This is a genomic window from Kitasatospora sp. NPDC101801, assembly GCF_044766665.1.
GTDB lineage: Bacteria > Actinomycetota > Actinomycetes > Streptomycetales > Streptomycetaceae > Kitasatospora.
In genome coordinates this window covers 88,738-104,690 of record NZ_JBIWML010000026.1, presented here as the reverse complement: position 1 = coordinate 104,690, position 15,953 = coordinate 88,738, and the positions used below count along the sequence as shown (strand labels likewise).

The window sequence follows — 15,953 nt, the reverse complement described above, 5'->3', positions numbered from 1 at the left end:
AAAGTTGCACACGTGTCATGGAACACGGTCTACCGGATCAGGCCGTACCGCGAGGACAACTTCCCAGAATGATCACAACCGAATACGCACCCTAGTGGGCGGCTTCCTCCCAGTTGAGGCCCACACCGACCGAGACGTCGAGCGGGGCGCGCAGCGGGTAGGCGTCGGCCATCTGCTGCCGCACCAGCGCCTCGACCCGCTCCCGCTCCCCCGGCGCGAGTTCGAGCACGATTTCGTCGTGCACCTGGAGCAGCATCCGGGTCTTGAGGCCCGCCGCCACCAGCGCCTTGTCGACGTTCAGCATCGCGATCTTGACGATGTCCGCGGCGGAGCCCTGGATCGGCGCGTTGAGCGCCATCCGCTCCGCCATCTCCCGCCGCTGGCGGTTGTCACTGGTGAGGTCCGGCAGGTAGCGCCGGCGTCCGAGCAGGGTCTCGGTGTAACCGACCGCGCGGGCCTCCTCGACCACCCGGTGCAGGTAGTCGCGGACCCCGCCGAAGCGCTCGAAGTAGGTGTCCATCAGGCCCTGTGCCTCGCCGGGCTTGATGCCGAGCTGCTGCGAGAGCCCGTACGCGGACAGGCCGTAGGCGAGCCCGTACGACATCGCCTTGATCTTGCGCCGCATCTCCGCGTCGACCGCCTCCGGCTCGACCTCGAAGACCTGGGAGGCGACCGTGGTGTGCAGGTCCTCGCCGGACTCGAAGGCCTCGATCAGGGCCGCGTCCTCGGAGAGGTGGGCCATGATCCGGAGTTCGATCTGCGAGTAGTCGGCGGTGAGCAGCGCCTCGTAGCCCTCGCCGACCACGAAGGCGCGGCGGATCTGCCGGCCCTCCTCGGTGCGGACCGGGATGTTCTGCAGGTTCGGGTCCTGGGAGGACAGCCGGCCGGTCGCGGCCACCATCTGGTTGAAGGTGGTGTGGATCCGGCCCTTCGGCGAGACGGTCTTGAGCAGGCCCTCGACCGTGGTGCGCAGCTTGGCCTGGTCGCGGTGGCGGAGCAGGATGACCGGCAGCTCGTTGGTGGTCTGGCCGGCCAGCCAGGTCAGCGCGTCGGCATCCGTGGTGTACCCGGTCTTGATCTTCTTGGTCTTGGGCAGGGCCAGCTCGCCGAACAGGATCTCCTGGAGCTGCTTGGGCGAGCCGAGGTTGAACTCGCGCCCGGCGGCGGCGTGCGCCTCCCCGACCACCCGCTGGATCTCGGCGGCGAACTGCGACTCGATGGTGGTGAGCCACTCGCCGTCGGCGGCGATGCCGGTGCGCTCCATCCGGGCCAGCAGCTCGGCGATCGGCAGCTCCATCCCGTGCAGCAGCTCGGTCGCGCCGACCTGGGCGAGCCGGGTCTCGAAGAAGGCGGCCAGGTCGAGGACGGCCCTGGCCTGCGCCATCAGGGCCTGGGCGCCGGCCGTCGGGTCGTGCTCGGGGGCGTCGAAGGAGAGCTGGCCGCTCTCGGCCACCTCGGCGGGGGCGAGCGAGCGGGACAGGTACTCCTCGGCCAGCACGTCCAGGGTGAAGGTGCGGCGGCCGGGCTTGTCCAGGTAGGCGGCCAGCGCGGTGTCGGCGACGATGCCGCGGATCGTCCAACTGCGCTCGGCGAAGGCCCGGATGACCTGCTTGGCGATGTGCAGCGCCTTGGGCCGGTCGGCGTCGGCGAGCCAGTCGGCGAAGGCGCGCTCGTCCTGCTCGGCGAGCTGGGTCGGGTCGAACCAGGCGGCCGTCTCGCCGGCCGCCAGCGCGATCTCGCCGACCTCGCCGGTGCCCAGCGACCACTGGTGGACGGCGGCCACCGCGATCAGGTCGGTGGGGCGCCCGGCCAGCCAGTCGGCCAGCGCGCCGGGCTCGGTGAGCAGGGTGCCCTCGACCGCGATGCCGGGGGCCGCGGCGACCTCCTCGGCCAGCTCCGCGCCGGCCGGGTCGACACCGTAGACCCGCTCGCGGAAGTTGGGGTTGCGGAACTCCAGCGACTCCAGCAGCTGGCCGACCGCCTCGCGGTCGAACGGGATGCGGGCCAACTCGGCCACACCCAGCGGGAGTTCGACGGTGCGGACCAGCTCGGTGAGCACCCGGTTGCGCTTGACCGAGTCGAGGTGCTCGCGCAGCTTCTCGCCGATCTTGCCCTTGACCTCGTCGGCCCGGGAGACCAGCTCGTCGAAGGAGCCGAACTGGTTGACCCACTTGGCAGCGGTCTTCTCGCCGACCCCGGGGATGCCGGGGAGGTTGTCCGACGGGTCACCGCGCAGCGCCGCCAGGTCGGGGTACTGACTGGGCGTCACGCCGTACTTCTCGGCCACCTTCTCCGGGGTGTAGCGGGTGAGCTCGGAGACGCCCTTGGTCGGGTAGAGCACCGTGACGTGCTCGGTGACCAGCTGGAGCGCGTCCCGGTCGCCGGTGACGATCAGCACCTCGAAGCCCTCGGCCGCGGCGGCGGTGGCCAGCGTGGCGATGATGTCGTCGGCCTCGAAGCCCGCGACCGACATCCGGGCGATGTGCATCGCGTCGAGCAGCTCGTGGATCAGACCGATCTGGCTCTTGAACTCGTCCGGCGTCTTGGCCCGGTTGGCCTTGTAGTCCGGGAACTCCTCGGAGCGGAAGGTCTTCCTGGACAGGTCGAACGCGACCGCGAGGTGGGTGGGCTGCTCGTCCCGCACGGTGTTGGCGAGCATCGAGGCGAAGCCGTAGATCGCGTTGGTGGTCTGGCCGGTGACGGTGGAGAAGTTCTCCGCGGGCAGCGCGAACCAGGCCCGGTAGGCCATCGAATGCCCGTCGAGCAGCATCAGCCGGGGCCGGCCGCCCGAACCGGTGCCACCCGGCGCGCTCTTGTCTGCACTCTGCGTAGCCACGTCAACGTCCGTTCCTGCCGATTTGCTCTGCCGAGAACCGATCCTATGGCCCGCCGCCGACAACCTCTTGCCGCCGCGAGCGACGGTCGTACGATCACGGGAGCACGAGCAGAGACCCTCGACCGGCAGGAGCACCATGACCGACGCGGCCCCGATCCTGAACGTCCCGCAGGACGTCCTCGATCACTTCGCCAAGCTGGGCGTCGACCCCACCACCTTCTCCGGCGGCCACCTCGGCGACCGGCTCGGCATCAAGGTGGTGGAGGCCAGCGCGGACCGGGTGGTCGGCACCATGCCGGTGGAGGGCAACCAGCAGCCGTACGGGCTGCTGCACGGCGGGGCGTCGGCCGCGCTGGCGGAGACGCTGGGCTCGATCGGCGCGATGCTGCACGCCGGCCCCGGCCGGTACGCGGTCGGCGTGGACCTGAACGCGACCCACCACCGCTCCGCCACCTCCGGGTTGGTGACCGGGGTGGCCACCGCGGTCTTCAAGGGCCGGACCGCCGCCACCTTCGAGATCGCCATCACCGACGACACCGGCAAGCGGATCACCAGCTGCCGGCTGACCTGCATGCTGCGCGACCTCTGACCGACGCCCCGAGCCCTGCCCGCCCTCTTGTTTGACCGCACCCGCCACTGGGCAGGCCCTGGTCCAGACAAGGGGGCGGCGGCATGTCCGGGGGTGGACGGCGGAGCGAGGGGCCGGGCGACAGCCTGGGCCCGGTCGAGGCCGGTCCGGGGACGGTGCCACCGACCGTGCCCGAGCCACCCCGCCCACGGCTGAGGCGTCGTCAACTGTGGGTGGCCGCAGCCCTCGTGGCGGCGGTGACCGCTCTCATCACCCTCCGCTCCGGGCCCGCCCCGTCCTCGACCGGCGACCCCCCGCCGCCGTACCCTTCGCAGGTGACCGCCTTCGACTACTCCGGGCCCGCCCGGGACGCGGTGCCGGGCGGGCACGACTTCGCGCTCCGGGTGAGCTTCTCGGTGAGCGGCACGCAGCCGGTCGACCTGCTGGAACTCCGTCAGGGGTACCCGGGGCTGACCGTCGCGGCGCGGCGCGGCCTGCCGTACAGCGTGATGCCTGGTCAGAGCGCTCCGCTGGACGTGGAGTACACCGTGGTGGACTGTGCGGCCGCGCCACCGGACGCGGGGCTGCCTTATCTCGATGTAACGCTGCGTAATGTCCGCGCAATCCAGACGCTCAGCCAGATACTGGGCGACCGTTACGCCGCCGACCTGTCCCGGAACCTGCACATCGCCTGCCCGGAGTCCGATATCCGGACATCGGTACCCAAGGAGACCACCCCGGACGGAAGCGTCCGATAATCGGAGAGATCCGCGACCACCTGCCGATTCCGGTGGTTTCACCACTCCGTGACCCTGGACCCCCTCCAGCACATGGTGTCCGGTCACGAGCGACTGTTCAGTATGTGAGATTACGTCGGCATGCCTCATAACAAGAGAATCACAGCATGCCCGCACCCCTGCCCGAGGCGCCAAACACGTTCTAGAGTCACGGCCAGTCACCGCGCCAACGGATCGGGCTTGGCCCGAGCGCGCGACCCGGCACCCCGCCTCCTCCGGCCTGGTGTTTTCCTCAGAAAGGGACCCCTCGTGCGTAATCGTTCACTGCTTGTCGTGAGCATCGCAGTCGTCGGCGCGCTCTCCCTCTCCGCCTGCGGCTCGCGCGGTGAGAAGAAGGCCGAAGACGGTGCGGCCGGTACCAGCACCACCGTGACCATCGGCGTCGACGCCCCGCTCACCGGTGACCTCTCGGCCCTCGGCCTCGGCATCAAGAACTCGGTGGACCTGGCCGTCAAGCAGGCCAACGCCAAGAACGAGGTCCCGGGCGTCAAGTTCGAGATCAAGGCCCTGGACGACACCGGCAAGCCGGGCCCCGGCCAGCAGAACGCCACCAACCTGGTCGCCGACAAGAGCATCATCGGCGTGGTCGGCCCGCTCAACTCCAGCGTCGCCCAGTCGATGCAGCAGATCTTCAACGACGCCAACCTGGCGCTGATCTCCCCCGCCAACACCGGCGTCGCGCTCAGCCAGGGCGAGGGCTGGGCCGCCGGCAAGAAGGCCCGCCCGTTCAAGTCCTACTTCCGCACCTCCACCACCGACGCCGTGCAGGGCCCGTTCGCGGCCCAGTACCTGGTGAACGAGGCGAAGAAGAAGAAGGTCTTCCTGATCGACGACCAGAAGACCTACGGCGCCGGTCTCGCCGGTACCTTCAAGGGCGAGTTCACCAAGCTCGGCGGCACCGTCGTCGGCGAGGAGCACGTCAACCCGGACGACCGCGACTTCAACGCGATCGTCACCAAGGTCAAGTCCTCCGGCGCCGAGGCGATCTACTACGGCGGCGAGTACCCGGCCGCCGGTCCGCTCTCGCTCCAGCTCAAGGAGGGTGGCGTCAACATCCCGCTGATGGGCGGCGACGGCATCCAGAGCGGTGACTTCATCAAGCTCAACCCGAAGAGCCAGGGCGACCTGGCCACCGCGGTCGGCCTCCCGGTCGAGCAGCTGCCCTCCGCCGCGAAGTTCATCGCGGACTACAAGGCCGCCGCCTACAAGGACGCCTACGAGACCTACGGCGGCTACTCCTACGACAGCGCCTGGGCCCTCATCCAGGGCGTCAAGGCCGTCGTCGCCGCCAACAACGGCAAGCTTCCCGCGGACGCCCGCGCGAAGGTCGTCGCAGCCGTCCAGGCCGCCTCGTTCGAGGGCGTGACCGGCAAGGTCTCCTTCGACGAGTACGGCGACACCACCAACAAGCAGCTCACCGTCTACGCCGTCAAGGACGCCAAGTGGGCCGTGGAGAAGTCCGGCACCTTCAGCGGCTGAATCTGACCGGCCGGGCAACCGGCCGAGCAGCCGTCAACTCCTGAACCACCCGCGCGGGGGCGCCACGAGCGCCCCCGCGCACCCACATCCACCCCACACGCGTACCACGCGCGCACTACGGAGGCCGAGCGGTGCACGAACTACCGCAGCAGCTGGCCAACGGCCTGATCCTGGGAGCCCTCTACGGGCTCGTCGCGATCGGCTACACGATGGTCTACGGCATCGTCCAGCTCATCAACTTCGCCCACGGCGAGATCTTCATGGTCGGCGGCTTCGGAGCCCTCACCGCCTTCCTCGCCTTGCCCGGTGGCACCAGCCTGTGGATCGCCATCCCCCTCATGCTGCTGGCCGGCATCGTGGTCTCCACCCTGGTCGCCGTCGGCGCCGAGCGGTTCGCCTACCGGCCCCTGCGGGGAGCCCCCCGGCTCGCCCCGCTGATCACCGCCATCGGCCTCTCGATTGTCCTGCAGCAGCTGGTCTTCTCCTTCTACCCGGACGCCAAGAAGGCCCGGGTCTTCCCGAAGATCCCCGGTGACCCCTTCGAACTGGGCAGCGTCACCATCCAGCGCAGCGACATCTTCCTGCTCGTCGCGGCCCCGCTCTGCATGCTCCTCCTCGGCTGGTTCGTCGCCAAGACCCGCTCCGGCCGGGCCATGCAGGCCACCAGCCAGGACCCGGACACCGCCAAGCTGATGGGCATCGACACCGACCGCATCATCGTGATGGCCTTCGCCATCGGTGCCGCGTTCGCCGCCGTCGCCGCCGTCGCCTACGGCCTGCGCACCGGCCAGGTCGACTCCCGGATGGGCATCCTGCTCGGCCTCAAGGCGTTCACCGCCGCCGTCCTCGGCGGCATCGGCAACATCTACGGCGCGATGCTCGGCGGCCTCGCCCTCGGCCTCACCGAAGGGCTCGCCACCGCCTACATCCAGCACGTCCCCGGCATGGACCTCTTCGGCGGCGCCGCCTGGAAGGACGTCTGGGCCTTCGTACTCCTCATCGTCGTACTGCTCGTCCGGCCACAAGGCCTGCTCGGCGAGCGCGTCGCGGACAGGGCGTGACCACCATGAGCACCGAGACCACCCCGGTCATCCCCCTCCCGCTCGGCGCTGCCCGGGCCATCACCGCCGGCGGTGCGCTGGCCACCGCGGCCTCGGCCTTCCTGGCCTGGACCTGGACCGCCGACTTCCCCGGCGACCTCACCGTCACCGGCTACCCGGGCGGCCTCCAGTGGCTCACCCTCACGGCCGGCCTGCTGACGCTGGTGCTCGCCCTCGCCTCCTACGGCGTCCCCGGCCTGCGCTGGACCAGCCCGAGCGGTAGCGACAACGGTCTGCTGTACGCCGCCCTCGGCGGCGCCGCGATCACCTGGTTCACCCTGATCGCGATCGCCGTCGACCTCAACGGCCTGGCCAACCTCGAGGCCGGCGGCTGGGTCGCCGGCCTCGCCTCCCTGGTCGCCCTGGTCGGCGCGCTCGGCCTGCCGGTCGACCGCCACCCCAAGGGCACCAGCTGGGGCCTGCGGCTCGCCAAGTCCGACCGGCCGCTGCCGAAGCCCCGTCAGCTGCCCTCCACGGTCGAGGTCCTGCTCATCGTCGTGGCCTTCGCGATCGGCCTGTTCGCGATCACCTTCGGCATCGACACCGAGTACGGCGAGCTGTTCGCCGGGTACCTGATCCTGGCCGGGTTCGTCATCGCCGCCCTCACCAGGTCCGGACTGCTGCCCCGGCTGCGGGCCCTGACGATCAAGCACCGCCCGGTCGCCACCGGCGCCGCCTTCGCGGCCGCCGCCGGATTCCCGTTCACCCAGACCAGCGACCAGTACACCTCGGTCGCGGCGAACATCCTGATCTTCGCCACCGTCGCCCTGGGCCTGAACATCGTGGTCGGCCTGGCCGGTCTGCTCGACCTCGGGTACGTCGCCTTCCTCGGCGTCGGCGCGTACGCCGCCGCCCTGGTCTCCGGCTCCCCCGCCTCCCCGATCCACGTCGAGTTCCCGTTCTGGGCGGCCATGCTGACCGGCGCGGCGGCCTCGATGATCTTCGGCGTACTGATCGGCGCCCCCACCCTGCGGCTGCGCGGCGACTACCTCGCCATCGTCACGCTGGGCTTCGGCGAGATCTTCCGGATCACCATGAACAACCTCAACGGGACCACCGGGCCGAAGATCACCAATGGCTCCAACGGCATCCCGCGCATCCCGGACCTGGAGATCCTCGGCTTCAACCTCGGCCAGAAGCACACCATCGCCGGCGTCGAACTCGGCCGCTTCTCCAACTACTACCTGCTGATGCTGATCGTCACCGCGTTCGTCGTCCTGGTCTTCGCCCGGGTCGGCGACTCCCGGATCGGCCGCGCCTGGGTCGCCATCCGCGAGGACGAGACCGCAGCCGAGGCCATGGGCATCAACGGCTTCCGCCTCAAGCTGCTCGCGTTCGCCCTCGGCGCCTGCCTGGCCGGCCTGGCCGGTACGGTCCAGGCCCACGTCAGCTACACCGTCACTCCCGACCAGTACACCTTCGCCGAGGCGCTCCCGCCGAACTCGGCCTTCCTGCTGGCCGCCGTCATCCTCGGCGGCATGGGCACCATCAGCGGGCCGCTGGTCGGCGCGACGCTGCTCTTCCTGGTCCCGAAGAAGCTCGAATTCCTCTCCAACTACCAGCTGTTGGCGTTCGGCATCACGCTCATCATCCTGATGCGGGTCCGTCCCGAGGGCATGATCGCCAACCGGCGCGCCCAGTTGGAATACCACGAGGCGGACATCCCCGCCCAGGCCTCGCCGCCCAGCGAGCCCGCACTCACCAAGACGGGGGCGTGAACACCCAGATGACCACCTCCACCGCCCCGGCCACCACCGTCGGTGCCGCCCTGCTGGACGTCCGGGGCGTCACCATGCGGTTCGGCGGACTCACCGCCGTCAACGACGTCTCACTGACCGTCAACGCCGGGGAGATCGTCGGCCTGATCGGCCCCAACGGGGCCGGCAAGACCACCTTCTTCAACTGCCTGACCGGGCTGTACGTCCCGACCGAGGGCAGCGTCAGCTACCAGGGCACGGTGCTGCCGCCCAAGCCGCACCTGGTCACCCAGGCCGGCATCGCCCGGACCTTCCAGAACATCCGGCTGTTCGGCAACATGACCGTGCTGGAGAACGTCCTGGTCGGCCGGCACACCCGGACCAAGGAGGGCCTGTTCTCGGCCATCCTGCGCGGCCCCGGCTTCCACCGGGCCGAGGCGGCCAGCCGCGAACGGGCCATGGAGCTCCTGGAGTTCACCGGTCTGGCGGCCAAGGCCGAGCACCTGGCCCGGAACCTCCCGTACGGCGAGCAGCGCAAGCTGGAGATCGCCCGGGCACTGGCCAGCGACCCCGGTCTGCTGCTGCTGGACGAGCCGACCGCCGGGATGAACCCCCAGGAGACCAACGCCGCCGAGCAGTTGGTGTTCGCGATCCGCGACCTGGGCGTGGCGATCCTGGTGATCGAGCACGACATGAAGTTCATCTTCAACCTGTGCGACCGGACGGCCGTCCTGGTCCAGGGCCAGAAGATCGTCGAGGGCGACAAGGAGACCGTCCAGAACGACGAGCGGGTCATCACGGCGTACCTCGGTGCGCCGCTGGAGACCGCGACCAGCACCGACGAGCAGGCGGAGGACGCCACATGACCGCGCTGCTTGAGGTCGAGGACCTCCGCGTCGCCTACGGCAAGATCGAGGCCGTCAAGGGCATCAGCTTCACCGTCCACCAGGGTGAGGTGACCACCCTGATCGGCACCAACGGGGCGGGCAAGACCACCACCCTGCGCACCCTCTCCGGGCTGCTCAAGCCGACCGGCGGCAAGGTGACCTTCGACGGCAGGCCGCTCGGCACGGTGCCCGCCCACAAGATCGTCTCGCTCGGCCTGGCGCACTCCCCCGAGGGCCGGCACATCTTCCCCCGGATGACGATCGAGGAGAACCTGCTCCTCGGTGCCTTCCTCCGGAAGGACGCCGCCGGCATCGCCGAGGACGTCGAGCGGGCCTACACGCTCTTCCCGATCCTCGGCGAGCGCCGGAAGCAGGCGGCCGGCACCCTGTCCGGCGGCGAGCAGCAGATGCTCGCGATGGGGCGGGCCCTGATGTCCCGTCCGAAGCTGCTGATGCTGGACGAACCCTCGATGGGTCTCTCCCCGCTGATGATGCAGAAGATCATGGCGACCATCGTCGAGCTCAAGGCGTCCGGCACCACCATCCTGCTGGTCGAGCAGAACGCCCAGGCGGCGCTCTCGCTCTCCGACCAGGGCTACGTGATGGAGACCGGCCGGATCGTGCTCACCGGCACCGGCCGCGACCTGCTCGGCAACGACTCGGTCCGCAAGGCCTACCTCGGCGAGGACTGACCTCCCGTCCTCACGAAGGGCCCGGCCGTCATACGGCCGGGCCCTTCGCGTCGTGGCCTCAGCCCTCGGCGGGCTCGGCCTTCTTCTTGTCCTGGGCGACGCCCTCCTCGATCACGGCCTCCGCGACGGCGGCCATGGTCATCCGGCGGTCCATCGAGGTCTTCTGGATCCAGCGGAAGGCGGCGGGCTCGGTCAGCCCGAACTTGGTCTGCAGCACGCTCTTCGCGCGGTCGACCAGCTTGCGGGTCTCCAGGCGCTGGGTGAGGTCGGCGATCTCCTCCTCCAGCGTGCGCATCTCGGTGTAGCGCGAGACGGCCATCTCGATCGCCGGCACCAGGTCGCTCTTGCTGAACGGCTTCACGATGTACGCCATCGCGCCCGCGTCCCGGGCCCGGTCGACCAGCTCGCGCTGGGAGAACGCGGTCAGCATCAGGACGGGGGCGAGGTGCGCCTCGTGGATCCGCTCGGCGGCCGACAGCCCGTCCAGGACCGGCATCTTCACGTCCAGGATCGCCAGGTCGGGCCTGAGCTCCTCGACCAGCTTCACCGCCGTCTCGCCGTCACCGGCCTCGCCGACGACGATGTAGCCCTCCTCCTCGAGCATCTCCTTGAGGTCGAGACGGATCAGGGTCTCGTCCTCGGCGATGACAATTCGGGTGATCTGGGGCAAGTCGGTGTCAAGCGGCTGGGCCTGCTCGTCGGCGGTGCTCACGGGGCTCCTCGTTCCGGCGGGGTGCTGCATGCACGAGCCTACCCAGACACGGTATGTTTGGTCGCACAGGGTCGGGGCTTGCCTTCGATTCTGCGGGCGCCCCGGTAGCCCAGCGGTAGAGGCAATGGTCTCAAACACCATCCAGCGTGGGTTCGAATCCCACCCGGGGTACTTTCCTTCCTTTCCAAGGTCGCAGACCTTTTCTCGATCTTCGCCCTTCCGGGTGGTCCGACGGTTGTCCCACGCCGTCCCGCCCCGAACCGGCCGCCCCGAGCCCCACGCACCGAACCCGGACGCACCGACGGTGCGGCACCCCGCAGGGCACCGCACCGTCAGCCGTCGTGCCGTCAGTTGTCGAGTTCGCCGACGTGGTGGACCCGGACCAGGTTGGTGGAGCCGGCCAGGCCGGGTGGGGAGCCGGCCGTGATGACCACGATGTCGCCCTTCTGGCAGCGGCCGAGGGAGAGCAGCTGGGCGTCCACCTGGGCGACCATCTCGTCGGTGGTGGGGGCGAACGGGCCGAGGAAGGTCTCGGCGCCCCAGGTGACCGACAGCTGGCTGCGGACGGCGGGCTCGTAGGTGAAGGCGAGCACCGGGATCGGCGAGCGGTAGCGGGACAGCCGGCGGGCGGTGTCGCCGGACTGGGTGAAGGCGATCAGGTACTTGGCGTTCAGGAAGTCGCCGATCTCGGCCGCCGCCCGGGCCACCGCGCCGCCCTGGGTGCGGGGCTTGTTCCGCTCGGTGAGCGGGGGCAGGCCGGCCGCGAGGGTGTCCTCCTCGACGGCGGTGATGATCCGGGACATCGTCTTGACCGTCTCGACCGGGTACTTGCCGACCGAGGTCTCGCCGGAGAGCATCACCGCGTCGGTGCCGTCCAGCACCGCGTTGGCGACGTCGGACGCCTCCGCCCTGGTGGGGCGGGAGGCGTTGATCATCGAGTCCAGCATCTGGGTGGCGACGATCACCGGCTTGGCGTTCCGCTTGGCCAGCTTGATGGCCCGCTTCTGCACCAACGGCACCTGCTCCAGCGGCATCTCGACGCCCAGGTCACCACGGGCGACCATGATGCCGTCGAAGGCGTCGACGATGGACTCCAGGTTGTCGACCGCCTGCGGCTTCTCGATCTTGGCGATGACCGGGATCGTCCGGCCCTCCTCGGCCATGATCCGGTGCACGTCCTCGACGTCCTTGCCGCTCCGGACGAAGGAGAGCGCGATGACGTCCGCACCGGTCCGCAGGGCCCAGCGCAGATCGGCGACGTCCTTGTCGCTGAGCGCGGGCACCGAGACGGCGACGCCGGGCAGGTTGAGCCCCTTGTGGTCGGAGATCAGACCGCCCTCGATGACGATGCAGTGCACCCGGGGGCCGTCGACGTGGGTGACCTCCAGGCAGACCCGGCCGTCGTCGACCAGGATGCGTTCGCCCCGGGACACGTCGTTGGCCAGGCCGCGGTAGGTGGTGCCGCAGATGTCCCGGTCACCGACCACCCCGTCCTCCACCGAGATGGTGAACTCGTCGCCGCGTTCAAGGAGTACGGGCCCCTCGGCGAAGGTGTCGAGTCGGATCTTCGGGCCTTGTAGGTCGACCAGGACGCCGACACTGCGGCCGGTCTCGTCCGAGGCCTTGCGGACCCGGCGGTAACGCTCCTCGTGTTCGAGCTGGGAGCCGTGGCTGAGATTGAAGCGGGCGACGTCCATGCCGGCCTCGACCAGTGCCTTGATCTGGTCGTACGAGTCGGCGGCGGGCCCGAGGGTACAGACGATTTTTGCTCGGCGCATGGCACCGAGCCTAGGCATTACCGGGACGTAACTTCGACGTTCCGGCCGACTTCACCATGGCGGTTGTTGAACGATTGGGTGAACGAAGTGACACGCCGTGACTTCACCTGGGTGCGGCCGGGGTTGGGAACTTCGATGCGGTTCCGTGAAGGGCTGTTCACCGCTGGTTCACCCCTGCTTCGCACCCCGCTCCCGGCCGGGCGGGACCCTCAAGGTCCTGAACTGCCGCTCACGGGGGAAGGGTTGGCGATGAGAAGAGTCATCAGCGTGCTGGTGGCCGTGGTACTGCTGTGCGGGGTGGGCTATGTGGTCGTCCGGAACCTCGACGACCCGGCCGAGCCGAAGCAGGTCCGGGTACTGATCGGATCGGAGAAGGCCGGGTTCTTCAACGACCCTGAGGTCATCGCCGAGTTCAGGGCCAACGGGCTCGACGTCCGGCCGCAGACCATCGGCTCCTGGTCGATGGTCACCGCCGACCTCAAGGACGTCGACCTGGCCTTTCCGTCCAGCCGGGGACCGGCCGAGAAGATCGCGGCCGACCACGGCATCAGCACCGAACTGGTCCGGCCGTTCTACTCGCCGCTGGTGGTGATCGCGCACCGCAAGGTGGCGGAGGTGCTGGCGAAGAACGGCCTGGCCGAACAGACCGGCGAGGCCCCGTGGAAGCTGCGGATGGACAAGTACCTGGCGGCCTTCAAGCGGGGTGCCAAGTGGTCGGAGTTCCAGGGGGCGGCCGGCAACGCCGAGTTGACCGGGGAGATGTACCTGACCACCACCGATCCGCGCACCTCGTCCTCGGGGGCGCTGTTCCTGGCCGCCGCCTCCTACCTGGAGAACCACGAGCAGGTGGTGGCGGACGACGCGGGGGTGAGCGCGGTCGGGGCGCTGCTGAAGCGGCTGACGGAGAAGCAGGGCGAGCAGAAGACCAGCAGCGACGGCCCGTTCAGCGACTTCCGGTCCGGGGTCGGCAACGCGCTGGTGCTGGTGTACGAGTCCCAGGTGGCCGCCCTGACGGCGCACGGGACTTCGACGGATGACCTGGTGGTGCTCTATCCGGACACCACCGTTTCGAGTGACCACACCGCCGTCGGGTTGACCCCGGACGGGCGCAGGGTGGCCGACCTGCTGAAGGACAGTCCGAAGCTCCGGGCGCTGGAGGCCGGGCACGGCTTCCGTCCGACGGCCGACCAGGCCGCGTTCGGCAAGGCGCTGGAGGGCCACCCGGGACCGGCCTTCGCCCAGGAGCTCGCCGCCGCCGGGGTCAAGCAGGCCCCGGTGGCGACCTTCCCGGTGCTGGCCAAGCTGGTCGAGACGGCGAAGGGCAAGTGAGATGAGAACTGCTGTGTTCCGACGGATGCTCCCGGTCGTGCTGGCCCTGGCCCTGGCCGGGACGGCCTGCACCAGCGAGGCGACCCCGCCGCCCGGCCCGAACCCGTCCAAGGACGGCGTGCTGCGGGTGCTGGCGGGCAGTGAACTCCAGGACATGGCCCCGGTGCTGGCCGAGGCCAAGCAGGCCACCGGGGTCAGCGTGGAGTTCACCTGGACCGGTTCGCTGGACGGTGCCGACACCGTCGCGTCCGGGCAGGCGGACGGCAAGTACGACGCGGTCTGGTTCCCGTCCAACCGCTACCTCCGGCTGGACCCGGCGGCCAAGGGCAAGCTGCTCTCCGAGACGCCGGTGATGACCACCCCGGTCGCGGTCGGCATCCGCTCGGGCATGCTCAGCGAGCTGGGCTGGGGCGACGGCTCCCAGGTGACCTGGGGTCAGCTCGGGGACGCGGCGGTGGTCGGGAAGCTGTCCTACGGGATGGCCGACCCGTCCCGCTCCAACTCCGGCTTCTCCGCCCTGGTGGCGCTGGCCTCGGCGTTCTCCGGGGCGGGTGCGGCCCTCACCGACGCCGACGTCACCAAGGCGGCGCCCTCGCTCCAGCGGTTCTTCACCGGCCAGCGGCTCACCTCGGGGTCCTCCGGCTGGCTGGCCGAGGCGTACCGGAAGCCCGGCCAGAACAAGGTCGGGGCGCTGGTGAACTACGAGTCGGTGCTGCTCTCGATGAACCGGACGCTGCCCGAGGCCGACAGGCTGACCGTGGTCCGGCCGACGGACGGGGTGATCTCGGCGGACTACCCGCTCTCGCTGCTGGCCTCGGCCGGGCAGCCCGCCCAGGACGCCTTCCAGCGGCTGGCCCGGTACCTGACCACGGCCGACGCCCAGCAGCGGATCTCGGCGGCGACCCTGCGCCGCCCGGTGACCCCGAACGTCCCCCCGGCCGCCGGGGTGCCGACCGACCTGCGCCGCGAGCTGCCGTTCCCGGGCACCCGGGCGGTGGCCGACGGGCTGCTGTCGGCCTACCAGAACGACCTGCGCCGCCCGTCCAGGACGGTGTACGTGCTGGACACCTCGGGGTCGATGAAGGGCCCCCGGCTGGAGGCGCTGAAGACCGCGATGTCGCGGCTGACCGGTCTCCAGGACCAGCGCGGGGTGCGGCGGTTCCGGGAGCGCGAGGAGGTGACCCTGGTGGAGTTCGCCTCGAAGGTGAAGTCGGAGCGGACGTACACCGTGCCGGACGGCGCACCGGCCGCCGAGCTGGCCCGGATCGAGTCGGACGTCCGGGCGATGCAGGCGAACGAGGGCACGGCGGTCTACAGCTCGCTGCGCGAGGCGTACGAGCTGCTCACCCGGCAGCAGGCGGCGGCCGGGGACGACCGGTTCACCTCGATCGTGCTGATGACCGACGGGGAGAGCAACGAGGGGATGAAGGAGGACGAGTTCCGCAGCTGGTTCAAGACGTTGAGCGAGCGTCAGCGTGCGGTGCCGGTCTTCCCGATCCAGTTCGGCGAGGCGGCCAAGGCCCAGCTGCAGGGCATCGCCGAGCTGACCGGCGGCAAGCTGTTCGACGGTACGGGCTCCCTGGACGGGGCGTTCGAGGAGATCCGTGGCTATCAGTAAGGTGCTGAGGTACCTGGAGTCGCGGCGCAACCTGGTCGGGTGCGCCGCGGGTGCCGGTGGGGTGGGGCTGTCGCTGGCCGGGCTGACCGGCGGCTGGGGGCCGGCCGTGATCGTGGCGCTGTACCTGGCGGGGGCGATCATCGTGCCGCCGTCCGCGTCCACATCCATGTCCACGCCGCCGGCCGCCCTCGGCCCGGGCGTCGAACTGACCGGGCTGGCCGAGCGGGTGGCCGCGATCGGGCTCCCCAGCTCGGTGGGCGCCGAGCAGGTGCTGGCGGCCCTCGGGGCGGCCGACCCGGGCCGGGTGGAGCGGATCGTGCGCTGGGAGCTGCCGGTGGCGCTGGACGGCTACGTCCGGGCCCGCTGCTGGGAGGCCCTGGCGCCGGGCGGGGTGGACCCGACCGCGGCGCTCAAGGCGGAGCTGGACCGGATGTCGGGGCTGCTCTGACCTGGCCGGCCG

General features: G+C 70.2%; 13 protein-coding genes and 1 tRNA gene. 11 read left to right on the top strand and 3 right to left on the bottom strand.

Going from position 1 to position 15,953, the window contains the following annotated elements:
- Positions 1 to 91: 91 nt before the first annotated feature.
- Positions 92 to 2,770 (bottom strand): DNA polymerase I, encoded by a 2,679-nt coding sequence (gene polA / locus ACIRPK_RS25115; RefSeq protein WP_403041907.1) that lies wholly within the window; start codon positions 2,768 to 2,770, stop codon positions 92 to 94.
- A gap of 202 nt (positions 2,771 to 2,972) precedes the next feature.
- Between polA and ACIRPK_RS25110 the strand changes: the two genes are divergently transcribed.
- The 7 genes from ACIRPK_RS25110 to ACIRPK_RS25080 all read left to right on the top strand — a co-directional run bounded on the left by ACIRPK_RS25110 (position 2,973) and on the right by ACIRPK_RS25080 (position 10,056).
- Positions 2,973 to 3,425, top strand: a complete 453-nt coding sequence (locus ACIRPK_RS25110) for a PaaI family thioesterase (protein WP_403041894.1) — start codon at positions 2,973 to 2,975, stop codon at positions 3,423 to 3,425.
- Between the two features lie 314 nt (positions 3,426 to 3,739).
- Positions 3,740 to 4,162: a hypothetical protein gene (locus tag ACIRPK_RS25105; RefSeq protein WP_403041892.1), complete on the top strand. Its 423-nt coding sequence runs from the start codon at positions 3,740 to 3,742 to the stop codon at positions 4,160 to 4,162.
- 288 nt (positions 4,163 to 4,450) lie between these two features.
- A complete protein-coding gene (locus ACIRPK_RS25100; protein ID WP_403041890.1) occupies positions 4,451 to 5,680 on the top strand; it encodes a branched-chain amino acid ABC transporter substrate-binding protein in 1,230 nt (409 codons plus the stop codon).
- A 131-nt stretch (positions 5,681 to 5,811) separates the two neighbouring features.
- On the top strand, positions 5,812 to 6,741 hold the full coding sequence (locus tag ACIRPK_RS25095) for a branched-chain amino acid ABC transporter permease (RefSeq protein ID WP_403041888.1): 930 nt from the start codon (positions 5,812 to 5,814) through the stop codon (positions 6,739 to 6,741).
- A gap of 5 nt (positions 6,742 to 6,746) precedes the next feature.
- Positions 6,747 to 8,498 (top strand): branched-chain amino acid ABC transporter permease, encoded by a 1,752-nt coding sequence (locus ACIRPK_RS25090; RefSeq protein WP_403041886.1) that lies wholly within the window; start codon positions 6,747 to 6,749, stop codon positions 8,496 to 8,498.
- An 8-nt stretch (positions 8,499 to 8,506) separates the two neighbouring features.
- Positions 8,507 to 9,343, top strand: a complete 837-nt coding sequence (locus ACIRPK_RS25085; protein ID WP_403041906.1) for an ABC transporter ATP-binding protein — start codon at positions 8,507 to 8,509, stop codon at positions 9,341 to 9,343.
- Entirely contained in the window at positions 9,340 to 10,056 is a 717-nt protein-coding gene (locus ACIRPK_RS25080) for an ABC transporter ATP-binding protein (RefSeq protein WP_403041884.1), read from the top strand. Before ACIRPK_RS25085 ends, ACIRPK_RS25080 begins: the two co-directional genes overlap by 4 nt.
- A 58-nt stretch (positions 10,057 to 10,114) precedes the next feature.
- Here the strand turns inward: ACIRPK_RS25080 and ACIRPK_RS25075 are convergent, their stop codons facing one another.
- The gene (locus tag ACIRPK_RS25075) at positions 10,115 to 10,768 is read right to left on the bottom strand and encodes an ANTAR domain-containing response regulator (protein WP_403041881.1); all 654 of its coding nucleotides are present in this window, start codon (positions 10,766 to 10,768) and stop codon (positions 10,115 to 10,117) included.
- A gap of 98 nt (positions 10,769 to 10,866) precedes the next feature.
- Here ACIRPK_RS25075 and ACIRPK_RS25070 point away from each other — a divergent pair.
- Positions 10,867 to 10,939: transfer RNA gene (locus tag ACIRPK_RS25070), tRNA-Leu, on the top strand.
- 176 nt (positions 10,940 to 11,115) lie between these two features.
- Here the strand turns inward: ACIRPK_RS25070 and pyk are convergent.
- Complete coding sequence (pyk, locus tag ACIRPK_RS25065; protein WP_403041878.1) at positions 11,116 to 12,546, bottom strand: pyruvate kinase; 1,431 nt, start codon at positions 12,544 to 12,546, stop codon at positions 11,116 to 11,118.
- Positions 12,547 to 12,795: 249 nt separating this feature from the next.
- Between pyk and ACIRPK_RS25060 the strand changes: the two genes are divergently transcribed.
- From ACIRPK_RS25060 to ACIRPK_RS25050, 3 genes are read left to right on the top strand one after another with little or no spacing between them, the layout of a single operon-like run.
- Complete coding sequence (locus ACIRPK_RS25060; protein ID WP_403041875.1) at positions 12,796 to 13,875, top strand: hypothetical protein; 1,080 nt, start codon at positions 12,796 to 12,798, stop codon at positions 13,873 to 13,875.
- 1 nt (position 13,876) lies between these two features.
- Positions 13,877 to 15,493 carry a substrate-binding domain-containing protein gene (locus ACIRPK_RS25055; RefSeq protein ID WP_403041872.1) on the top strand — a complete coding sequence of 539 codons (1,617 nt, stop codon included), beginning with the start codon at positions 13,877 to 13,879 and terminating at the stop codon, positions 15,491 to 15,493.
- Positions 15,480 to 15,941 carry a hypothetical protein gene (locus ACIRPK_RS25050; RefSeq protein WP_403041870.1) on the top strand — a complete coding sequence of 154 codons (462 nt, stop codon included), beginning with the start codon at positions 15,480 to 15,482 and terminating at the stop codon, positions 15,939 to 15,941. The genes ACIRPK_RS25055 and ACIRPK_RS25050 overlap by 14 nt, the downstream gene beginning before the upstream one ends.
- Positions 15,942 to 15,953: the final 12 nt, after the last annotated feature.